Source organism: Celeribacter sp. SCSIO 80838 (assembly GCF_056498065.1).
In genome coordinates this window covers 3,491,407-3,511,511 of the sequence record NZ_JAZKMA010000001.1, presented here as the reverse complement: position 1 = coordinate 3,511,511, position 20,105 = coordinate 3,491,407, and the positions used below count along the sequence as shown (strand labels likewise).

The window sequence follows — 20,105 nt, the reverse complement described above, 5'->3', positions numbered from 1 at the left end:
TCTCTCGGAAAGGCAGTAAGCCGGAGGAATGACCGACCAAATCACTCAGCCTCCGGCCTGCGATGCCCGTCCGAACGTCCGCCACCACGGGCTTGCCCGCGTGGCGCGCCTGTCGCCCTGGTCGGTCGGGGCCTTTGTCATCGCGGCTCTGGTGCTGATGCCGTTGATTTCCGTGGTCTGGATCGCATTCCACCCGAGCGTGAACATCTGGCCGCATCTGCTGGCCACCACCCTGCCGCGTTACATGCTGACCACGGCGCTTCTGGCCGTTGGCGTCGCGGGGCTGGCCGCCTGTGTCGGCACCGGTGCGGCCTGGCTTGTGACCATGTATCGCTTTCCGTTTTCCAAGGCGCTCGAGTGGCTGCTGCTCTTGCCACTGGCGATCCCGGCCTATGTCGGGGCCTATGCCTTGGTCGATTTTCTCGAATATGCCGGGCCGGTGCAGACCCTGATGCGCGGTCTCTTCGGTTGGCAAACTTCGCGCGACTATTGGTTCCCGGAGGTGCGTTCGCTGGGCTTTGCGATCATCGTTCTAGCCGCCGCTTTGACGCCCTATGTCTTTCTCATGACCCGCGCGGCGTTTCGCGAGCAATCCGGCTCGGTCTATGAAACCGCACGCGCATTGGGCGCGGGGCCGTTCGAGCGGTTCTGGCGTGTCGGCCTGCCGCTTGCGCGCCCGGCCATTGCGGCGGGCACGGCGATCGTGATGATGGAGACCGTGTCGGATTACGGCACGGTCACCTATTTCGCGGTGCAGACGCTGACCACCGGGATCTTCTCCACATGGCTCGAAGGCGGCAACGCCGGCGGTGCGGCGCAGATCGCCTCCGTGGTGTTGGTCGTCGTGTTCCTTCTGGTCGCCTTGGAAAAATCCTCGCGCGGACGGGCGCGCTATTCTCAGGGCGCGCGTCAGGCCCGACCGATTTCACCGATCCGTCTGACCGGCTGGCAGGGGCTTTTGGCGCTGGCGCTGTGTTTCGTGCCCTTTGCGGTGGGGTTCATCCTGCCCGTCGGGGTGATCCTGCACCATGCGCTGGGCGAGCCGGAGCAATGGCTGGCACCGGGGCTTTTGAGCGCACTCACCAACACGCTGACGGTGGCGGGCTCTGCCGCCATTCTGACGGTTATTGCCGCGCTCTTCATGGTGTACGGCGTGCGGCTCACCGGGCGCAAACTGCCGCGTCTGGTGCTGCCGCTTACCACGCTGGGCTATGCTGCGCCGGGGGCGGTTCTGGGTATCGGCATCCTGTTTCCGCTCGCCGATCTCGATCACATTCTGGCCGATGGGATCGCGACCCTGACCGGGCACGATCCGGGGCTTCTGATGACTGGCACGGCCTTTGCCATCGTCTTTGCCTATGTGGTGCGCTTCTTTGCCATTGCCCAAGGCGCGACCGATGCCGCCCTGGGCCGGGTGGCGCCCTCGCTGCCGATGGCGGCGCGTTCGCTTGGGCAGACGCTTGGCGGCACGCTGCGCCGGGTCTATGTGCCGCTGATCCGCGGCTCGGTCGGCACGGCGCTTTTGCTGGTCTTCGTCGATTGCGTCAAGGAACTGCCCGCGACGCTGCTGCTGCGGCCGTTTAACTACAACACACTGGCGACGCGGGTGTTCGAGAAAGCCTCGCTCGAACAACTCGAAGCGGCCTCTCCGGCAGCGCTTCTGGTGATTTCCGTCGGGCTGGTGGCGGTGCTTCTGCTCGCGCGGTCCGAAAATGCTTCGGACCTGACCTGAGCGGGCATGCTGCGCTGCGTCCGGTTCATTGCGCGCGGGGCGACAAATTGCTTGCACGCCCTCGCCCGCACGCTTAAATGAGCCCCTGAGTGCCCCTATAGCTCAGCTGGTAGAGCAACTGATTTGTAATCAGTGGGTCCGCGGTTCGAGTCCGTGTGGGGGCACCATTTTTGTCAATAAAATCAATGTGTTGCGCAATCTCCTCGCATTCGCGTTTGTTCCATTTTGGAAAATGGAAGCAATACGGAAGCACGCGGAAGCGAAGGGAAGAGCGTTGCGTACGGGCAACGGGGCGATTCTAAAGTGGAATTTGTTTCTGTAGGGGGGGATTTGCAGGTTGTCTACGTAAGCAAGAGCAGTTGCTCGTAAGCTAATCGAAACTGTTCACAACCATCGATTACGCGTTGCGAATAATTGGAATATGTTGCGCAAAATCTTTCTCGCCGTTTTTGTGATTTGTTGATCTTCGAGTAGGGTGGACTCGGTGGCGTACTTTCACTGAGTTCTAGGGCGCACATAAAAGCATTTATGAGTTTTTGCCCCGAGAGACTTTCATAATCTTTTTTTGTTGCCGTAAATGCTGCAACACACCAAGTTTCTGTCGATTCTACGGCTGGTGTGATAATGTGTCTGGAGATGTCTTCTACTGTCATGGTTTGCAGTTGTGCTGCTGCCGAGAGCACCTTGCGAACTTCATCTGCACGTTGCGTTGTGGGTGTAGGATTAATTGTTGTAAGGGCGTATTGGGTTTGAACATATTGTGTGAATGATGCATCGCCCAAAACATCGGAATCCATTTGGATCAAGACTGCATTTAGCGGTTTGGTTGATAGTCCCCCGCCGAATAATCCGCCGCCAAAGTACTTTGCGATTCGTGTCGCAGGCGGGTTTTTGTCTAACCATAATAGAACATTACCCCATCCAGCCTCGGGAGAAGTATTGTCCATTTCTGGCTGAAGGGCTACGAACTCCGCCTCAATACCTATCTGAGAAAGTGCATGCCTCATAAAAAAGCAAATCGCATAGAAATCTGTAGGGCCTTCGCAAACAATCCCAATTCTCATAGATGGTCACCTAAAGCTCCGGGGATGTCTCCGTCCAACCAGACTTGTGAAAGATTGCGGCCATTCATCGCTAACATCCAATCTTGTCGGGACATTTCCGGATGAGGCTGCAACCTTTCAACGGTGGTGTGCCCCCTATCATTTCGGCGAACAACGAACACTCGTTGATCTTTGCTAAACAAATCGAATGCATCGAGTGCAGTGGGGTTGTGGCTGGTCAGGAAAACTTGGCGAGCTCCCAGCTCGGTGTCTGAAGCGGCAGTAGTGCTGACCACTGACACGATTTGTTCAACAAGCTTTCTGGTGAGTTTTGGGTTCAATGCGTTATCCACATTGTCCAGAGCGAAAACCCTAGGAGCTTCTGGGTGGGAAAGGATAATAGCAGCAAATAGAAGGAATAAAGTGCCCTCACTGCTGTCATAGACAGAAAGCCTATTCCGGCTGGCATGCATAAAACGGTCTACGAAATAAACGGTTTCGCTAGAGCGTTCAACAACATCTCGTGAAGTGAGCTGGGGCTTCCCTCGATGCACTCCGAATGAAGAAGCCCATCCCGGCAACCACACTAGGTCCATACACTTATCGAGAATTTCCCATTCTTTCCCCCCTGAGCCTGACTTTCTTCTCTCGCGGTTTCGCAAGCGACCCCATTCGCTGAGAATACTCGACACGGCCTCCGGTAGTCCTTCCCCATGCAGTCCAACAGGAGGCACATCAATGCGCCCACTTTGACGACCTCTAAGAAAATCTGTTTGTGGTGTGTAGATTACATACTTAGAAAATTCAGAGAAAGCCGAGCTTACAGGATTAGGTATATCATAGGTCGCTTTGATCTGATCCCAAATTCCTCTGTGTCTCTCAAGGCGGTCGGCATGTGTCACTCCTGTGGCTCGTGCTCCACGATTACTTCTACCAAAGATTTTTTGTCCTTCGTAGATAGAAGCTTCTGCAAAAAAACGGAGCAGAGGATCATTTTCTCTGCTTTGCAGGACGGCTTTGTATTCAATGCCCTCGGAAAATTTTGCCTCGAGTTCGAGTGTCTTGGGCAAATCTTCATTCTTAAATGAAGATTTCATTAACTCCGGCGGCGTAACTCTCAGGCCTTTTGATCGAATGTCAGAGTCGCCCAGACCTCTTCCGAGGCAAGCTGATGCCAAGCCAATCGCCTCAAGGATATTGGACTTGCCAGTGCCATTGCCCCCGATGAAGAGGTTAACCTTTCCAAGATCAAGGGTTTGATCTCGAACAGACTTGAAACGGGATATGTGCAATTCTTCTAGCATACTATCTCTTTCAGCGAATGCGATTGAAATTGCAAGCGGAAGCAATTTCAGTAACTGCTTTTATGTAGATTGGTTACTATATCGGCTTCGTCTTAGTGACGGCGATTTGACGAATTGGAGATCTCAGGGCTAGGTGAATACTGCTACAACTCATGAATTGGTTGCAGTTTATATGGTCATAAGGTTCGGAATTTTTGCAGGGTTTTAGGGGCTTTTGCTGGCTAAGTTGGTGGCGTCACCCACCCGACCTAATTTTCACCTGCATTTTCTGATACTGAAAATGCACCCGTGTCGATGCCCAGTCTTCGATTGGCTGATCTGGCAGGTTCAGCAGTGCAGAGGTTCCAAAAAATACTGAAGCGGCAGCGTCATAAAGTTTTGCGGCGTCCAGTTCGTTGTCCAATGTTCCCAAATAAAGCACGTGCTCTCCAAGGCCAATATTCGCGCGCCAAGAATAGCCGCCGTTACGTCGGGCAACCCTTTTCACACCTTTATACTGCGACGCAGAATTGCTCTTTTTCTTGCGATTTCGCATTACGTTTTGACGACCGTCTTTATCCAGAAGGTTTGAAATGCGGCAATCGAAACTGCACTTGTTTTGAAAAGAGATTTGTTTGATTTCTTTGAGCGATTTTTCTGAAGAATTCAGCCAGAACACAAACCGTTGAAGGTTGACCCGTTTGCCATCAATGTCAGCGACCGGATAGACGTGCTTTTCATAAGCGACATTTGCGTACCAACGGAATTGTAATACCTGTGAACTGAATTGTTTGTCCGTAATAGCAAACAAGTCTCTCGTGGTAGGGACGATACAGATTTCGCTTTCATCTAGTTCGCTTGCAATTCGTCCAATATCTTCGCGGAGAGTCTTGAGGTAGTCCGTCAAAATCTGATCTTTCATTCGCAAAATGGGGTCGTGTTATACGGGCTATCCTGCTGGACACGCGCTTAGCATTTCAAGTCTTAAATCGAACGACTACCCCACAAACCGATACCGTTGCTTCGCCTTGCTGAGCTTGTTCGCTGCACGCTCCGGGTCGGCCTGAATCTCCATCCGCAACCGCTCGCCCATGTCCTGCATGTAGCTCTGTAACTCGTCGTTCTCGACGCCCTCAAGGGCCGCCAGAGTGGTGCAATTGCCCAAGGTGAGGGCGAGGATCATTTTAATCTGATCGGCCTTGTGGACTTCTTTCACGGCGCTGGCGTCCACATGGCTGCGCAGCTCGGTCAGGTCGGTGTCGGCGTCCACCTTGGCTATGTCCCAAATTTCATGGTTGGGCCAGCGGGCGCGGTTGCTGTCTGTCGGGTCCGGTTCGCAGTAGCGAATTTTCTCAAAGGCTTCCGCAATCACGTCACCGAACTTGGCGTCGAAGTCCTCCCATGTGGTGATGCCCCAGCGGTCCTTCATGATCCGCTTGCCCGCTCGCACCTCTACGCGCCAGATTCGGCTCTCTGAGCGGACTTTCGGGTCCAGAGGGGGCAAGTCCTCGGAATTGAGGTTTGCGTTCCACAAGTCCCACCAGATCGGTTTGCGCTTGTCTGTGACTTCCAGCCGCTTGTCATAGATGGTTACTTGTCGTCCCGGCATTTTGCCCACGGTGACGGAAGTGAAGCGCCCGGATTTCCCATTGCTGCGGGTGTGCTCTTCGGGCGTCAGGTGATCCGCGCGGTTGGTGTGACTGTGGATCACGAAGTTTTCGGGCGTCAGCTCGAACGCCGGGGCCAGAATATCGACGCAAAAGTCGGTGCGTCCGATGCTGACCTGTCGCGGGCCATAGCGCACGCCCAGCCGTTCCAGCGTGTTCGCGATGTGGGTTCGGACATAGCCCAGCCCTCGGGTGGCGAGCATGAGCGAGCCGACGACAATGCGGATGCCCCAAGGGTCACGGGCGTTGGGTTTCTTAAAGAACCATGTGACATTCAGAGGCCCACCTTGCAGTACAAAACGATAGCCCTGCACGCCGTGAGGCAGGAGGTCGAAATCGGCCCCGCCATAGCTCACAAGGCGTTTCTCGCGGGCTTCCTCGGCCTCTTCTCGGATCGGGTCGAGATGTTCGAACAGTTCGGGCGGAATATTGGCCTCAATCGACAGTTCCAGACGGTCAAAGCCACGGTGAACGATCTTCATAGATTGGGTTCTCTCTTTGGCGGGCGGTATTTCCAGAGGGGGGTGCTACAATCACCCCCCTCATTCGGCGGATGCCGCGCGTATTCTCTCAAGGATGTGTGTGAAGTGCGGGCGCGTGCGCGCCCTTCAATTGTGCCTCCGGCGGGGCAGCGATTGTTTTGGGGCCGGGCGTGACGCCCGGCGCTCCAATTAGCTGTTGGCTGCAAGCTGCTTTGCGATCCAGCTTTCAGCCCGTTCCGCGCATTTTGAGAGGTTCAGGAGGTCATTGTGACCGAAGGCGCTTGTGTTGCGCCAATCGCCGTCCTGTGTCTTGTAGGCGCGTGTCAGATCGACGGAATAGAAGCCGTCATTGTTCCAGATGGTGGCTGTGATCAGGCCGATTTTGAACCTGTATGCAGGTTGATTTGACATGTTGATTTCCTTTTTGAATGTCGCGGCAGCGGACATAGAAAGGGCGCGAGGTGGCGATGCCGTGCCCCGCGCCCCTAGAGCCATCCGGCCCCAAAATCCCGCTCGTTGCTGCCAACTCCGAACGGGCAAAACTCTAGTGAATTAGGAAGGTGCGCAGGTCGTGTTCGCCACGCGTTTTGCGCCGATCCAGTCTTGCAGATCGCGGCGCGTGTAGCGCACGGATCGGCCAGAGACTTTGATGAACAGCGGCCCGCCACCGCGTACGCGCCAGTTCTGCAAGGCGCGCACGGAATAGCACAGGTAACTAGCCGCTTCTTTCTCGTCGATCAGGCGGTCGTAGTAGTCAGGATCAAGTTGTGTCTGCATGTTGCTCTCGCTGTCTTTCGTTGCGTTGAGAGCTTTATGCAGAGTATTCGAAACTCTTCGTAACAACACATAGGGAAAAGTTTTGACCCTATGTGTTGGGTCAGAGTGATTAGCGCTCTTTCAGCACCCGCAGAATTCGAATTCCAAGTGCTGCGGGGGTCCCGTACACTTGCGGCGCATAACCGTCCAAAAGCTGCTTTGTCATGACGAAGAACGCGCCGTTATAGCCGTCTTCTGTGAGTTCGTCGCGATAGCATTGAGATTGAGCAAGCCTATCTGTCTCACCTTCAAAGAACGCAGAAAGGTCCGTCAAAAGCTGATCCAAAGCCGGATTGGAGCTGCCCTTCTTTGCGCCCTTTGTCTCGGCAAACAGGTCCAATTCCATTTGGCAGGCAGCAATAATGTTTTCGGCGGCGCGTTGTGCATCGGCGACGCTTTGATCGTCGTCTGGGACAGGTTCATCGCTGTCGAAGCTCCACCCCTCCCATCGCCTTTCTTCTGTCACAGCTGCGAGGTTCGTGTCCAAGGCGCGCGTAACATCCGGGGCGAGCCCGTCCATGGCCTCAATCAACTGAGACGCCTTGTCCCGCAACTTGGTCAGTTGGGCGCGGCGTTCCTTCTTCGGCGTCGTGTTTGTGATTTCCCGATACAGTTCATAGCGGGTCAGGATACGGACAAGGTCCGAGCGGAATTGCGCAAGCTCGGCTTCGGCACCGATCACGGCATGAAGGGACGCGACAAGGTCTTCGGAAAGGTCGGCCTCAACCTCACCGCGCAGGGTGATGGTTTCCCCTAGTTCCTCTGCCATATTGCCCTCAGCTCCATGTTTCGGGCGGAACATATCAATACGTTAGAAAACCCGCCAGCATTGCCGCCCGTATCATAGCGATACGTTACGTAGGAAAAGCGGCCTCGATTTACGCCCTATACGCAACCTACCGAACCACACGCAACGCGGGGCCGTCCTGCCTATCCCTATTACGTACCGCACGGGCCAAACGTGCTGCCACCGAACCCGCTGCCTTCTGTACGGCCTCGTCCGCGAGGTGCGCGTAACGTAGCGTGGTGCTGAGGTTCTTGTGGCCCATGATCTCCTTGAGCATGAACGGATCAATGCCATTGGTCACGGCCACCGAGGCATAGGTGTGCCGCAGGTCGTGGATACGCACATCATTCAAACCGGCACGGGCGCGGATTTTGCGCCACGGCTTTTGAAGATCGTTGTAGTGGCCCTCGGGCTTGTCGCCCAAGATCACATAGGGATTGCCGTCGCGCTGGGGCAGGGCGTTCAGCACGTCCCAAGCCTCACGCGGCAGGGGAATGCGCCGCCGTCCGGTTTTGCTGTCCGGCAATTCCAGATGGGTGCGGGTGATATACTCCCATTTGAGCGTTTGGATTTCGCGCAGGCGACATCCGGTCAAAAGCAAAAGCATGAAAGCCGCGACGACATATTCGGAATAGTCGCCGTCTTCCAAACCCGAGAACAGCACTTCGCCCAGCCGCGATTGTTCCTCGTCGCTGAGATAGCGTTTCTTCTCGACCTCTTTATACTTCTTAATCCGGCGCGTCGGGTTGGTGCCCTCGGTGCGTAGCCCCCAATCCTCGGCCACGTTGAACATTTTCGACATGACCATGACCACGCGGTTTGCGTGATAGGGCGTGTCTTTCATGTTGTGGTGAAGCTCGGCCACATCGGCCCGGGTCACATCCTCGATCTGGAACATGCCGAGCTTGGGTTTGATGTGCTGGATCACCACGGTCTTGTAGCTGGCGTAGGTTGTCGGCTTGCAATGTTCAGCCACGTACTCGGACAGGAAGCGGTCACAGAGCGCCGCCACCGTGGGGGCCATACGTTTCTTCTTGCGGGTCTCGGAGGGGTCGTCCCCGCGCGCGACATTGCCGAGCTGTTGCTTTGCCAAGCTCCGGGCCTCGTCGGTCGTCAGCGGCCCGTGCTGGCCGAGCGTCAGCCGCCGGGTGCGCTTCCCGGTTCGGTACTGCACGAGGTAGGAGAGCTTGCCGGAGGGGAAGACCCGCACGCCGAAACCGCGCACCTCACTGTCCCAGATGAGGTAGTCCTTTTCCTTGGCTTCAAGTCCTTCAACAGAGCGTTTTGTGAGCTTCATTTTGCACCTCTCAAAAATCGGCCCGCAAAAAACGGAAGCTATACGGAAGCACGCGGAGCCGAAACTTGGAGATAGTCATGTGACAAGAGCGCAAAGGTGGTCAATGTAAGTTTTTGTTTTAGCTTTATTTTTCGAAGTGTGGAGAAATTTGGAGTAATGCGGAGAAACGCCCCGATCCGTTTTTGTAATCAGTGGGTCCGCGGTTCGAGTCCGTGTGGGGGCACCATTTTTATCACTTCGGGGAGTGTGGGGAACGGCGTTTGCTCTGATCCGCTATAAGGCTCTGTTCCCGGTTCCAATCCGAAGTTACAAAGCCCTATGAGCATCGCTTTCTCCTCCGTCCGACAATTTCTCGACGCGCCCTTCGACACGGTGATCGACGTGCGCGCACCGTCCGAGTTTGCCGAGGACCATGTGCCCGGCGCGATCAACCTGCCGGTGCTTTCGGATGCCGAGCGGGCCGTGGTCGGGACGGTGTATAAGCAGCAATCGCCTTTTCTGGCGCGCAAGCTCGGTGCGGCTTTGGTGGCGCGCAACGCCGCCGATCATATCGAGGGGCCGCTGGCCGACAAGGAGGGCGGCTGGCAGCCGCTTGTCTATTGCTGGCGCGGCGGGCAGAGGTCGAATTCCTTTGCCATCATCTTGCGCCAGATCGGCTGGCGGGTGGAGGTGGTGGACGGCGGCTATAAGAGCTGGCGCAAGGCGGTGATCGGTATGTTGCACGACGCGCCGCTGCCGCATCGTTTCGTGCTGATCGACGGCAACACGGGCACGGCCAAGACCGATCTGTTGCAGCGGGTGGCGGCGCGGGGCGGGCAGGTGCTCGATCTCGAAGGGATTGCCAATCATCGCGGCTCGATTTTCGGAGGCATGGGCGATCAACCGGCGCAGAAAGGGTTTGAGAGCCGGCTTGCGGCAGCGCTTGCGCGGCTCGATCCGGCGCGACCGGTGCTGGTGGAGGCGGAAAGCTCGCGGATCGGCGAGCTGTCGGTGCCGCCCTCGATTTGGGCGGCGATGTGCGCCGCGCCGCGCATCGAGGTGAGCGCGGAGCTGAGCGCCCGGGCGCGCTATCTTGCGGAGGCCTACGCTGATTTGGTCGAAGATGCCGAGTTGATGGCTGCGCGGCTCGATCAGCTCATTCCGCTTCAGGGGCACGCCCGTGTCGAAGCCTGGCGCGAGATGGCGGCGAAGGGCGATTTCGTCGATCTCGCGGGCGCGCTTATGGCGCAGCATTACGATCCGCGTTACGAGAAATCCCGTGCGCGCCATGCGCCGGAGGTGCGGGCGCGCGTCGATCTTGGCGACATGAGCGCCGCGGCGCGCGAAGGTGCCGCCGCACGGATTGCCGATCTGTTGGAAACGGGCTGAGACGGCTCAGCGCGCGGCACAAACGGTGGCGGTGGCATTCGACCAGCAGCCACCATTGCCCATGCGAAACCCGTCGCCCAAGGGGGCCTGGGCATGGGTTGCGCCGGGTTCGGCGTTCCACCAGCCGGAGGCCTGACCGGTGCCATCGGGAGCGATTTCGGCAAAATATTGGCCGAGATAGGCGGTGCGGTCGGTGTTGATCCAGACATTGCCGCTGCCGTCATTTGCGAGCCAGATCGGACATCCGGCGGCCATGTCGACATAGACCTGCCCGTGAACGATCAGCTTGCAACTGCCGTAGATCACCTGCGGGGCGGCCTGCACCACGGCAGGCTGGGGGGCGGGTTGGGCACAGGCGATGGTGTCGGCGACGGCGCGGTTCGAACCGCTCAGCGGAAAGGCGAATTGCGCGACCCCATGGCCGGTGTCGTAGCCGACGTGCAGGGTGGCGGCGTTCTGGAACTGGTCCAGTTCGCCCCAGGGTTCGTCATTGGTCATGATCAGCCCGCGCCATTCATAACCGTTGTGATCGGTGATCGGCTGCATGATATAGCTCTGATAGGCTTTGACGCCATTGTCGAACCACATGTCCACATCGATGGGAAAGGGCGAGGCGGCGGAAGCGGGGCCGCTGAACCCGATGACGGAATTGGCGGTGTCGTAGCGGTAGAACAGGCCCTGCTCGGGACCGGTGATCAGCATCGCCTCACAGGCCACGACCTGACCGTTTTCGCGCAGTTGCGTGACGGTCCAGCCATTGGCTTGGCTGTAGAGTGTGGCCTCTTGCGCCTGAGCGGCTGAGGCAAGGCTCGCGCAGAGCGCCAGAGCTGTCGTCCAATGTTTCATCCTGAAAATCCCCCGAAGTTCCCGAATCGCATGCGATCAAATGTGAAAAGCACGGGGCGACGCTTGCAGGCGTCTCGGGATCGGTAAAGTGAAATGAAGATGACAGGGCGCGCCGCAATATCCCGAAGCGTTATTCTGTGTTGCGTGCCTCAAGACGCGGCGGCCCTTCGGTGATTTCCCCGATCAGGGCGGCCTCGTAGCCTGCCGCCAGAAGCGCCGTCACGCATTTCTCCGCCCGCATCGGCGAGAGACAGGCCAGAAGCCCACCGGCGGTCTGCGGATCGAACAGAAGATCGGCCAGCGCGCCTTCCGGGCCTTGGTATTCCGCAGCATAGGCACGGTTCGCGGGATAAATCGTCGAGCGCATACCCGCCGTGGATTGCTCCAAAGCGCCGGGCAGAAGCGGGATGTCCTCGAGCCGGATCGCCGCACCGACCTCCGAGGCGCGACAGATGCCAAGCAAATGCCCGGCCAGTCCGAAGCCTGTCACATCGGTCATCGCATGAGCATTGGCCAGAATGCGCGCCGCCTCGCCGGAGCTTTTGACCATCGAGCCATAGGCGGCCTCCATGTCGCGCCCGCTGGCCTTCATCTCCATCTCGGCGGCGAGCAGCACGCCGGTGCCGAGGGGCTTGGTCAGGATGAGCCGATCGCCGGGACGGGCCCCCTTGAGCGTAATCGGCCGATCCAGCAGGCCGGTGACGGTGAAGCCGACGGAGAACTCCGCGCCCATCGCGGTATGCCCACCGATGATCTCCGCGCCTTCTGCGGTGAAGACATCGCGTGCGGCCTGCATGATCTCTGAAAGCCAGCCCTCCTGCAACGCGGCGCTCATTTTCGGCAGGGTGACGGTCATCAGCGCGGCCTGTGGGCTGGCACCCATGGCCCAGACATCGCCCAGCGCATGGATCGCGGTGATCCGCGTCATCAGCACCGGGTCCTCGACAAAAGCGCGCAGGTGATCGACGGAGGCCACCTGCCAGGTGTCGCCATGGGTCAGAAGGGCGGCGTCGTCGCCCGCCAGATGCAGCACGTCGCGCCGCCCCACACCGGGTTGATCGCGCAGCACGCGGGTGAGAATGTCGCCACCGACCTTGGCCCCACAAGCACCGCACATCGGTTTTTTGCCCTCGACCTCTTCGCGCAGTCCTTCGGCCACCTGTGCGGGCAGGGCGGGGGGCGTCATTGGGGACAGTTTCTTGAGTTTCTCCATGAATTTCCGGTCGATCCGGTCTTTCCAGCGCCACATCAGCGGGCCGGATGTCACAAACCCCGCCTTGTCGGCGAGTGCAGATTGGCCGCCCAGAGAGATCAGCTTGAGATAGTCCTTTTGCGGCTTGTAAGCACGCAATGTGGCACGGGGGCCCTCGCTCAGGCTGGCGCGCAGGTTGTCGAACAGTACGGGGGCCTCGCGCACCGCATAGACGCCCGCCTTGGGGCGCGGATCGAAGGCGAGATGCGCGCAATCCCCGGCGGCGAAAATGCGCGGGTCGGAGGATTGCAGTGTCGGGCCGACGGTGACGAAGCCGTCGTGCAGATCGAGACCCGTGTCGGCGAGCCAGTCATAGGGACGCGCGCCCGCCGCACCGAGAGTGAAGAAGCTGCCGAGCGCACTGCCATCGGAAAAGCGAACCCGATCCGCTTCGATCCGGGCAACCTCGGCTTGCGGGCGCAAGGTGACGCGCAGACCGGCGAGGGTTTCGAGCAGACGGTGCCGGGTCGGCGCGCGCATCTCGGAAAGGATTTCGCCCCGGTCGATGAGCGTGATCTCCATCTGCGGCAGATCGCCCAGACGATGCGCCATGGCAGCAGCCAGTTCCGCGCCCGCGACCCCACCCCCGATCACCGCCATATGGGGCAGAACCTGACCCCGGCGTGCGGCGGTTTGAAACGCGTCCCACTGGGTCGCAAAGCGTTCGAGCGGCTTGGCGGGGACGCCGTAATCGGCAAACCCGTCCAGATCGGGCATGGCGGAGGTGATGCCGATGTCGATGGAGGCATAATCGTAGCGGATCGGCGGGTGGCCTTCGACATGCACGAGACGAGCTTCTCGGTCGATCCCGGTGGCCCGACCGAGAAGCACCCGTGCACCGGCAAAGCGCGCCAGCCGTACGAGATCGAGCTCCAACTCTTCGCGTTGGTAATGTCCGGCGACAAAACCCGGCAACATGCCGGAATAGGCCGCCACCGCGCCCGGATTGATCACCGTCACGCGCACGCCGGGCAGGGGCCTCATCCCCCAGCGTTTCAGGATCAGCGCATGACTGTGTCCGCCGCCGATCAGGACCAGCTCTCGGGTGAGGGGAAGCTCGTGCATCTTTCGGCTCCTGTTGGGGGCCGTGTCGCGGCAGGGGCGAACGGCGTGCCTGTCCCGCGAAACCTGCCGCGAAGCGCGCGGCTTGGCAAGGGCGCTGGACGCCGCACTGTCAACGTGTCAACATCCGGCCATGACAAACGATCCCTCTCAAATCAATGAGCTGCGTGCCCGGGCGCGCGAAATTTTCCTCGAAGGTGTGGCGGCGGCCGATCCCGGTCAGGCCGTTGAGGCGGCGCTTGCCGGGCAGAGCTTCGAGCAGCCGATCATCATCGCAGTGGGCAAGGCGGCGCGCACCATGGCCGAGGCCGCGATGCGTCATGTCGAGGCGCGGACCGTGATCGTGGTGACGAATTATGAAAACGCGAAACCTCTTGAGGGCGCAGAAGTGCGCGCTGCGGGGCATCCCGTGCCGGATGCCGAGGGCGCGCGGGCTGCGCTTCGGGCCGAGGAGGCGCTGTCGCATGCGACGGGCGATGTTCTTGCGCTGATTTCGGGCGGCGGTTCCGCGCTTTTGCCCGCGCCGGTGGCGGGGGTGTCCTTGGAGGACAAGGCGGAGGTCAACCGGCTTTTGTTGGCCTCGGGGGCCGACATCGTGACGATGAACCTCGTGCGACAACAGCTCTCAAGGCTCAAAGGCGGCGGTTTGCTCCGGGCGGCGGCGCCCGCGAAGGTCACGGCGCTTTTGCTGTCGGATGTGGTGTCGGACGATCTGCGTGCGATTGCCTCCGGTCCGACCGTGTCGCCCATCGGCACGCGGGCCGAAGCGGCGGCGGTGTTGATCGACCTTGGACTTTGGGACAGGCTGCCCGCTTCTGTGACGACTTATCTCTCGCAACCGCAGCCCGATCTCGGGCTTTTGCCGGAGAGTTCCTCGACGCTCGTCGGGTCGAACAAGATCTCGGTCGCGGCTATGGCGCGGGCGGCGGGCGGCGGGGCCAGCCATGGGGTGCATGTCTTCCCGATGCCGCTCGAGGGCGATGTCGCCGAGGCGGCGAGGATTATCGTCGATTGTGCCAAAGGCTCGGGCGAGCGCGGCGTGTTCCTGTTCGGTGGCGAGACCACGGTGAAACTGACGGGCGACGGGCTTGGCGGGCGCAATCAGGAGCTGGCCTTGCGCGTGGCCGTGCTGGCCGAAGCGGCGGGGCTTGGGGATTACGTTTTTCTCTCGGGCGGAACCGATGGGCGCGACGGGCCGACGGATGCGGCGGGCGGGCTTGTCGATCCTGGCACGCTTGGCCGGATGCGGACGGCGGGGCTGGACCCGCAGGATGTGCTGGCGCGCAATGACAGCTATCACGGTCTCAAGGCCGCAGGGGATCTGTTGCAGATCGGCGCGACCGGGACGAATGTCGCCGATCTTCAGGTGCTGATCCTCGGCTGAGCGCACGTTGCTTCCTTTGCTGCGAAAATACTCAAACTCTAGCGCGCGAAGGAGAACCCGTAGATCAGCTGGCGCAAGCCGAGGGCTGCGCCAGCTACGATGGCGGCGATGGTCACCGGGGCGGAATAGGCCAGAAGCGAGAAGGCCGAAAGCCCTTGCCCGACGGTGCAGCCAAAGGCCACCACGGCCCCCACGCCCATGAAGGATGCGCCCAAAATCTGGCGTTTCAGCTCGCGCGGGTCTTCGCAGGCTTCCCAGCGGAAATGCCCCTTGATCAGCGAGCCGATGGCCGCGCCCGCGAGCACGCCGATGACCGAGCCGACGCCGAAGCCCGGTGAGAGGGCCGAGGAACTCATCAGATAGAACAAGGTATCGCCGATCGGAGCGGCGAAGCTGTGCGAGGTGACGGGGGAGGCCTCGAATGTCGCCTCCGACAGCCATGCGGTGCCGGCCCAGCCAGAGACAATCGCCAGCCCGACAGCGCCGCCCCAAAGAATGAGTTTCGGCTTGGCGCGAAAGGCGCGTGAGGAGAGCGAAAGGGCGAGTACTGCGAGACCCGCGACGATCCCGGTCGGGACGGTCGGCAGACCCATGCCATGGGCAAAGCCGGGCAGGGGGCCTTCGGCGGGCATGGGCGGGAAGAGAAACACGCGAAGCGACGCCAGAGGCCCGTTCAGCGTGACATAGGTGGCAAGCCCCATCACCAGAACGATGACGAAATTGCGCAGATCGCCGCCGCCGAGACGCGCCAGCGCGCCAAAGCCGCAATTGCCCGCCAGAGCCATGCCATAGCCGAACAGAAGCCCGCCGCCGATGGAGGCGAGCGGATACCATCTGAGGCCGAGATAGGCGGTTTTCGCGGGATCGAACAGGCCGAAGCCGATCAGGGTGAAGGTGCCCAAGAGCGCCACACCCAGAGCGACGCCCCATTGCCGGGCGCGCAGATCGGAGCCTTGGTAAAGGGCGTCCTCGATGGCGCCCATGGAGCAAAATCGGCCAAGACGGGCAGCGAGGCCAAGGATCAGGCCGCCGAACATCCCGATGAGGGCTGCAAACAGCCCCGGATCAACACTGTCGAGCATGTCTCCTCCCCTATGCCCGGCGGATTTCCGTATATCAGGTCGCGCCCTTCCTGGGACCGCCATCCACCGAACAGAACATGTCGTAGATCACTTCGAGAATGCGTTTCGGCCGGTCGTCGGTCAAGGAATAGTAGATCGCCTTGCCCTCCCGGCGGGGCGTCACCAGACCTTCGAGACGCAGCCGGGCGAGCTGTTGGCTCACCGCGGCCTGACGTGCCGACAAAAGCTCTTCGAGCTCGGTGACGGATTTCTCGCCGGTCACCAGATGACACAGGATCATCAACCGCCCCTCATGCGACAGGGCTTTCAAAAGCTGCGACGCATCGCAGGCGCTCGACATCATCACATCCATGTCCTCGTCGGACATGTTCTCCGTAATGATTGGCAAAGGCGAATTCACTTTGTCCACCTCATGTGTCCTCGAAGAGTTGTTTGGGTCCTTAAAACGCGATGTCGTCCATGATGGCGTCGATGCCCGCCTGAGCGCAGTCCGCATCAAGGTCGGGGCCTGGGGCGCCGGAAACACCGATGCCGGCCACTATAGAGCCTGACGCTTCAATCACAAGACCGCCTCCGAGGGCGAGAGGTTCGGACAGTTCGCGAATGCCCGCCATCATCTCGCCGGGCGCGGTCAACTCACCGAGGCTGAGCGTGTCGGTGCGAAAGGAGACGGCGGTCCAGGCCTTGCGCCTTGCGGTCTCGAAGACGTGCAAACCGGCGTAGCGGTCGCGCACATAGGCCTGCGGAATGCCGAAGCGATCCACCACCATGACACCGACCTGATAGCCCGCCGCACGGCAGGATTCCATCGCGGCGACCGCGGCGCGTTGAGCGTATTCCGGCTTCAGCACCTGAAAGGTGACAAAGGCGTCCTCGTCCTCTGCAAGCGCGGGCACGGCCATGATGCTGGCGCAGAAACCTGCGCACAAGGCCATGATTTTAAATGGTTTCATTGTTTCCTCCCTTGGTGTGATCTCAGTTTCCGGCGCGGTCTCCCTCCACGTCGGTTGCGTCTTCGAGGCTCTCGTCCGGCGGTGCGAAATCGGAGTGATCGCGCAGCAGCATGGTGAGCATGGTCCAGAACATTTCGTCGCCCGCATAGCCCTCGATCCGGCCTTGCTCGACGCCCTCGTCGACCAGAATGAAGGTCGGCGTGAAGATCACAGGCCCCTTGAACTCGAGGTCGTCGGGGCGGGGCGCACGCAGGTCTACGCGGCGCAGCGGCGCATAATCGCCCTCCGGGGTTTTCGGATAGATCGGGGCGATTTCCGCGTTCCAGCGGGCGCAATAAGCACAGCCGTCCTGCTCCACCATCACCAGTTCCATGGCGGCGGCAGGGGGGGCAACGGAGAGAATCACTCCGAGCGAAAGGGCGGCAAAGGCCAAAATTCTTGTCAACATATGTATACCGATTGACGGGTGCGACATATTCAACCTAATTTGAATATGTGAATGGCACAAGTCGCGGATCAACCGCGGTGCGGGGTTGAGGAGCCTCGTCGGGTCAAACCGGCCAGTCGCACTGGGAGGATTATATGCTCGACGTGACGTTTTTGTCGGCCCTTTTGGGCGGATTGGTGGTGTTTTTCTCACCCTGTATCCTGCCCATCGTGCCGTTCTACCTGTCCTACATGGCCGGAACCTCGATGGCGGAGATCAACGCCGAGGGCGAATTGGCGCCGGGGGCCCGCAAACGGGCGGTGATCTCCTCGGTGATGTTCTCGCTGGGGATCATCACGGTCTTCGTCCTTCTGGGCGCGGCGGCGTTTTCGCTCAGCCAGGCGTTTCGCAGTCATCAGGACCTGTTCCGGATCGGCTCCGCCGCTCTGGTGTTCATCCTCGGGCTGCATTTTCTGGGCGTGATCCGCATCGGCTTTCTCAACCGCCAGTTCCAGATGCAGGCGGGGGACACCTCGAATATGAATGTCTGGTCGTCCTACCTTGTCGGCCTCGCCTTTGCCGCCGGGTGGACGCCTTGCGTGGGGGGCGTTCTGGTGGGGGTGGTGATGCTGGCCTCGAACGAGGCCACCGCGCTGCGCGGGCTGATGATGATGGTGATTTTCGGCATCGGCATGACGGCGCCTTTCGTGGTCGCGGCGTTTTTCATCAAACCCTTCCTCAAATTCGCCGCCAAATTCCGCCGTCACCTGCCGAAGGTGGAAAAGCTGATGGGGGTGTTCCTGATCCTCTTCGCGATCCTGATCGTGACCAATTCGGTCAATGTGATCGCGGCGTGGATGATCGAAACCTTCCCCTCTTTCTCGAAAATCGGATCCAACGGGAGCCTGTAAACCATGTTCAAGATTGCACGACGGACCCTTTTGACACTGACGCTGGCCGTCGCCGCTTTCCCCGCTTTGGCGGTGGAAATGGGCGATGACGGGCTACACAAGACGCCGTGGCAGCGCGACACGTTCAAGGACCTGCGCGAAGATCTGGCCGAGGCCAATGCCGAAGGGAAGCGGCTTTTGGTCATGGTGGAGCAGCGCGGCTGCATCTACTGCAAGAAGATGCACGAAGAGGTCTACCCGGACCCGGAGATCACCCAGATGATCGAGGAGAATTTCTTCGTCATCCAGATCAACATGTTCGGCGATGTCGAGGTGACGGATTTCGACGGCGAGACTTTGCCGGAAAAGGATATGGTGCAGAAATGGGGTGTGTTGTTCACGCCGACGAATCTGTATTTTCCGGAAGAAGTGCCCGAAGGCGTCTCCGCCAAGGACGCAACCGTGTCTCAGGTGCCCGGGGCCTTCGGGAAACTGACCACTTACAACATGATGCAATGGGTGCTCGATCACGGCTACGACGGCGACGAGCCGTTCCAGAAATACCATGCCCGTCAAGTGGTTCTGCAACAGGAGCAGGGTAAGTTAAAGGTCGAAAATTGACACAAGATAGAGCGAGTTAGTCACGCCTCAAGGATGCATATGCAGCAAAATTCATTTTTTTGAATTTGTTGCTTGCCATGCGACAAATTGGCACGCTACGGTATGCAATAAGAACAACGCAGATATGCGGAAAACGAAGCACAGTCTTTAGGGAGGAGACATGAAACGCATCGCAATCAGCCTCGCCGGGTTCGCGCTCGGTGCCGTTGCGGCCCCGGTCATCGCACTGGCGGAGATCGCACCCGGTGACGTTCAGTTCGACGATTACGGCGCGGTCGAGATCTCGCTGACCGGGTCTTCCGGCAATGCGGATGAAGGCCGCAAGATCATGACGGAAAAGTCCTTGGGCAACTGCGTTTCCTGCCATGCGGCGGAGGCCTATGCCGACGTGCCGTTCCACGGCGAGGTCGGTCCCTGGCTTGACGGCGCGGGTTCCCGCTGGACCGAAGCCGAACTGCGCGGTCTGGTGATCAATCCGAAGAAGACCTTCGAGGGCACGGTGATGCCCGCGTTCTACAAGGTCGATGGCTTCAACCGCCCGGGCGACGCCTACACCGGCAAGGCCGCACCGGCCGATCTGCCGCCGATCCTCTCGGCCCAGCAGATCGAGGATGTGGTCGCCTATCTCATGACGCTGAAAGACGAGTAATCGTCGGTCGGCATTCCCAATCTCTAACGAGGAGCACACCATGAATCTCACACGACGTGACGCACTGGCTCTCGGTCTCGGCGCGACGGCAGCGGCCCTGCTGCCCTTCCGCGCCGTGGCGGCAGCCAATGACGCCATCGCCGCTTTCACCGGAGGCGCCGAGGCTGGCGCGGGTGGCATCACGCTCACCGCCCCGGAAATCGCCGAGAACGGCAACACCGTTCCGATCACTGTCGACGCCCCGGGCGCGGAAACCATCGCGGTCTTCGCCACCGGCAACCCGACCCCGGAGGTGGCGGCCTTTACCTTCGGCCCGCTCGCCGGGTCGCAAATGGCCTCCACCCGCATCCGTCTTGCTGGCACGCAGGACGTGGTTGCGATCGCGAAGATGGCTGACGGCTCGTTCGTCAAGGTCGCCGCGACCGTGAAGGTCACCATCGGCGGCTGCGGCGGCTAAGCGAACA

21 protein-coding genes and 1 tRNA gene are annotated in these 20,105 nt (G+C 59.9%); 8 read left to right on the top strand and 14 right to left on the bottom strand.

Translation table 11 applies throughout. The annotated features are described in order from the left end of the window. Positions 1-157: 157 nt before the first annotated feature. Together V1475_RS17570 and V1475_RS17565 are read left to right on the top strand one after the other, a co-directional pair. The gene (locus V1475_RS17570) at positions 158-1,732 is read left to right on the top strand and encodes an ABC transporter permease (RefSeq protein ID WP_479413997.1); all 1,575 of its coding nucleotides are present in this window, start codon (positions 158-160) and stop codon (positions 1,730-1,732) included. Positions 1,733-1,823: 91 nt separating this feature from the next. Further along, a tRNA-Thr gene (locus V1475_RS17565) sits at positions 1,824-1,899 on the top strand. A 174-nt stretch (positions 1,900-2,073) separates the two neighbouring features. Here the strand turns inward: V1475_RS17565 and V1475_RS17560 are convergent. From V1475_RS17560 to V1475_RS17525, 8 genes are all read right to left on the bottom strand, one after another. Continuing rightward, positions 2,074-2,796: a hypothetical protein gene (locus tag V1475_RS17560; RefSeq protein ID WP_479413781.1), complete on the bottom strand. Its 723-nt coding sequence runs from the start codon at positions 2,794-2,796 to the stop codon at positions 2,074-2,076. After that, the gene (locus V1475_RS17555) at positions 2,793-4,079 is read right to left on the bottom strand and encodes an AAA family ATPase (protein WP_479413780.1); all 1,287 of its coding nucleotides are present in this window, start codon (positions 4,077-4,079) and stop codon (positions 2,793-2,795) included. The genes V1475_RS17560 and V1475_RS17555 overlap by 4 nt, the downstream gene beginning before the upstream one ends. Before the next feature lie 235 nt (positions 4,080-4,314). Next, complete coding sequence (locus V1475_RS17550) at positions 4,315-4,965, bottom strand: AP2/ERF family transcription factor (RefSeq protein ID WP_479413779.1); 651 nt, start codon at positions 4,963-4,965, stop codon at positions 4,315-4,317. Between the two features lie 90 nt (positions 4,966-5,055). After that, positions 5,056-6,207, bottom strand: coding sequence for a hypothetical protein (locus tag V1475_RS17545; protein ID WP_479413778.1), 1,152 nt, complete (start codon positions 6,205-6,207; stop codon positions 5,056-5,058). Positions 6,208-6,396: 189 nt separating this feature from the next. Further along, entirely contained in the window at positions 6,397-6,618 is a 222-nt protein-coding gene (locus tag V1475_RS17540) for a hypothetical protein (protein WP_479413777.1), read from the bottom strand. A 141-nt stretch (positions 6,619-6,759) separates the two neighbouring features. Then, a complete protein-coding gene (locus tag V1475_RS17535; RefSeq protein WP_417263920.1) occupies positions 6,760-6,984 on the bottom strand; it encodes a helix-turn-helix transcriptional regulator in 225 nt (74 codons plus the stop codon). Positions 6,985-7,093: 109 nt separating this feature from the next. After that, entirely contained in the window at positions 7,094-7,825 is a 732-nt protein-coding gene (locus V1475_RS17530; protein ID WP_479413776.1) for a hypothetical protein, read from the bottom strand. A 94-nt stretch (positions 7,826-7,919) separates the two neighbouring features. Continuing rightward, positions 7,920-9,107, bottom strand: a complete 1,188-nt coding sequence (locus V1475_RS17525) for a tyrosine-type recombinase/integrase (protein WP_479413775.1) — start codon at positions 9,105-9,107, stop codon at positions 7,920-7,922. Positions 9,108-9,425: 318 nt separating this feature from the next. Between V1475_RS17525 and mnmH the strand changes: the two genes are divergently transcribed. Further along, positions 9,426-10,475 carry a tRNA 2-selenouridine(34) synthase MnmH gene (mnmH, locus tag V1475_RS17520; RefSeq protein ID WP_479413774.1) on the top strand — a complete coding sequence of 350 codons (1,050 nt, stop codon included), beginning with the start codon at positions 9,426-9,428 and terminating at the stop codon, positions 10,473-10,475. A gap of 6 nt (positions 10,476-10,481) precedes the next feature. Here mnmH and V1475_RS17515 read toward each other — a convergent pair whose 3' ends face one another. After that, positions 10,482-11,321: a hypothetical protein gene (locus V1475_RS17515; protein WP_479413773.1), complete on the bottom strand. Its 840-nt coding sequence runs from the start codon at positions 11,319-11,321 to the stop codon at positions 10,482-10,484. A 130-nt stretch (positions 11,322-11,451) separates the two neighbouring features. Next, positions 11,452-13,638 carry a selenide, water dikinase SelD gene (gene selD / locus V1475_RS17510; RefSeq protein WP_479413772.1) on the bottom strand — a complete coding sequence of 729 codons (2,187 nt, stop codon included), beginning with the start codon at positions 13,636-13,638 and terminating at the stop codon, positions 11,452-11,454. Positions 13,639-13,768: 130 nt separating this feature from the next. Between selD and V1475_RS17505 the strand changes: the two genes are divergently transcribed. Further along, the gene (locus V1475_RS17505; protein ID WP_479413771.1) at positions 13,769-15,019 is read left to right on the top strand and encodes a glycerate kinase type-2 family protein; all 1,251 of its coding nucleotides are present in this window, start codon (positions 13,769-13,771) and stop codon (positions 15,017-15,019) included. A 38-nt stretch (positions 15,020-15,057) separates the two neighbouring features. On the opposite strand, the gene V1475_RS17500 is transcribed toward V1475_RS17505, so the two are convergent. The 4 genes from V1475_RS17500 to V1475_RS17485 all read right to left on the bottom strand — a co-directional run bounded on the left by V1475_RS17500 (position 15,058) and on the right by V1475_RS17485 (position 17,502). Next, a complete protein-coding gene (locus tag V1475_RS17500) occupies positions 15,058-16,101 on the bottom strand; it encodes a YeeE/YedE family protein (RefSeq protein ID WP_479413770.1) in 1,044 nt (347 codons plus the stop codon). A gap of 34 nt (positions 16,102-16,135) precedes the next feature. Further along, positions 16,136-16,468, bottom strand: coding sequence for an ArsR/SmtB family transcription factor (locus V1475_RS17495; RefSeq protein WP_434286593.1), 333 nt, complete (start codon positions 16,466-16,468; stop codon positions 16,136-16,138). A gap of 73 nt (positions 16,469-16,541) precedes the next feature. Beyond that, positions 16,542-17,054 carry a GlcG/HbpS family heme-binding protein gene (locus V1475_RS17490; protein WP_479413769.1) on the bottom strand — a complete coding sequence of 171 codons (513 nt, stop codon included), beginning with the start codon at positions 17,052-17,054 and terminating at the stop codon, positions 16,542-16,544. 22 nt (positions 17,055-17,076) lie between these two features. Continuing rightward, complete coding sequence (locus tag V1475_RS17485) at positions 17,077-17,502, bottom strand: hypothetical protein (RefSeq protein ID WP_479413768.1); 426 nt, start codon at positions 17,500-17,502, stop codon at positions 17,077-17,079. 134 nt (positions 17,503-17,636) lie between these two features. On the opposite strand from V1475_RS17485, the gene V1475_RS17480 reads away from it, so the two are divergent. The 4 genes from V1475_RS17480 (at position 17,637) to soxY (ending at position 20,098) form a co-directional block, all read left to right on the top strand. Beyond that, positions 17,637-18,392, top strand: coding sequence for a cytochrome c biogenesis CcdA family protein (locus V1475_RS17480; protein ID WP_434286596.1), 756 nt, complete (start codon positions 17,637-17,639; stop codon positions 18,390-18,392). Between the two features lie 3 nt (positions 18,393-18,395). Beyond that, a complete protein-coding gene (locus V1475_RS17475) occupies positions 18,396-18,992 on the top strand; it encodes a thioredoxin family protein (RefSeq protein ID WP_479413767.1) in 597 nt (198 codons plus the stop codon). A gap of 160 nt (positions 18,993-19,152) precedes the next feature. After that, positions 19,153-19,641 carry a sulfur oxidation c-type cytochrome SoxX gene (gene soxX / locus V1475_RS17470; RefSeq protein ID WP_479413766.1) on the top strand — a complete coding sequence of 163 codons (489 nt, stop codon included), beginning with the start codon at positions 19,153-19,155 and terminating at the stop codon, positions 19,639-19,641. 40 nt (positions 19,642-19,681) lie between these two features. After that, positions 19,682-20,098, top strand: coding sequence for a thiosulfate oxidation carrier protein SoxY (soxY, locus tag V1475_RS17465; RefSeq protein WP_479413765.1), 417 nt, complete (start codon positions 19,682-19,684; stop codon positions 20,096-20,098). The last annotated feature ends 7 nt before the right edge of the window (positions 20,099-20,105 follow it).

Bases quoted from the DNA above. Each gene is read 5' to 3' on its own strand.
- V1475_RS17570 (WP_479413997.1), top strand. From the start codon at position 158: ATGCCGTTGATTTCCGTGGTCTGGATCGCATTCCACCCGAGCGTGAAC.
- V1475_RS17560 (WP_479413781.1), bottom strand. From the start codon at position 2,796: ATGAGAATTGGGATTGTTTGCGAAGGCCCTACAGATTTCTATGCGATT.
- V1475_RS17555 (WP_479413780.1), bottom strand. From the start codon at position 4,079: ATGCTAGAAGAATTGCACATATCCCGTTTCAAGTCTGTTCGAGATCAA.
- V1475_RS17545 (WP_479413778.1), bottom strand. From the start codon at position 6,207: ATGAAGATCGTTCACCGTGGCTTTGACCGTCTGGAACTGTCGATTGAG.
- V1475_RS17540 (WP_479413777.1), bottom strand. From the start codon at position 6,618: ATGTCAAATCAACCTGCATACAGGTTCAAAATCGGCCTGATCACAGCC.
- V1475_RS17535 (WP_417263920.1), bottom strand. From the start codon at position 6,984: ATGCAGACACAACTTGATCCTGACTACTACGACCGCCTGATCGACGAG.
- V1475_RS17530 (WP_479413776.1), bottom strand. From the start codon at position 7,825: ATGTTCCGCCCGAAACATGGAGCTGAGGGCAATATGGCAGAGGAACTA.
- V1475_RS17525 (WP_479413775.1), bottom strand. From the start codon at position 9,107: ATGAAGCTCACAAAACGCTCTGTTGAAGGACTTGAAGCCAAGGAAAAG.
- mnmH (WP_479413774.1), top strand. From the start codon at position 9,426: ATGAGCATCGCTTTCTCCTCCGTCCGACAATTTCTCGACGCGCCCTTC.
- V1475_RS17515 (WP_479413773.1), bottom strand. From the start codon at position 11,321: ATGAAACATTGGACGACAGCTCTGGCGCTCTGCGCGAGCCTTGCCTCA.
- selD (WP_479413772.1), bottom strand. From the start codon at position 13,638: ATGCACGAGCTTCCCCTCACCCGAGAGCTGGTCCTGATCGGCGGCGGA.
- V1475_RS17505 (WP_479413771.1), top strand. From the start codon at position 13,769: ATGACAAACGATCCCTCTCAAATCAATGAGCTGCGTGCCCGGGCGCGC.
- V1475_RS17500 (WP_479413770.1), bottom strand. From the start codon at position 16,101: ATGCTCGACAGTGTTGATCCGGGGCTGTTTGCAGCCCTCATCGGGATG.
- V1475_RS17495 (WP_434286593.1), bottom strand. From the start codon at position 16,468: ATGTCCGACGAGGACATGGATGTGATGATGTCGAGCGCCTGCGATGCG.
- V1475_RS17490 (WP_479413769.1), bottom strand. From the start codon at position 17,054: ATGAAACCATTTAAAATCATGGCCTTGTGCGCAGGTTTCTGCGCCAGC.
- V1475_RS17485 (WP_479413768.1), bottom strand. From the start codon at position 17,502: ATGTTGACAAGAATTTTGGCCTTTGCCGCCCTTTCGCTCGGAGTGATT.
- V1475_RS17480 (WP_434286596.1), top strand. From the start codon at position 17,637: ATGCTCGACGTGACGTTTTTGTCGGCCCTTTTGGGCGGATTGGTGGTG.
- V1475_RS17475 (WP_479413767.1), top strand. From the start codon at position 18,396: ATGTTCAAGATTGCACGACGGACCCTTTTGACACTGACGCTGGCCGTC.
- soxX (WP_479413766.1), top strand. From the start codon at position 19,153: ATGAAACGCATCGCAATCAGCCTCGCCGGGTTCGCGCTCGGTGCCGTT.
- soxY (WP_479413765.1), top strand. From the start codon at position 19,682: ATGAATCTCACACGACGTGACGCACTGGCTCTCGGTCTCGGCGCGACG.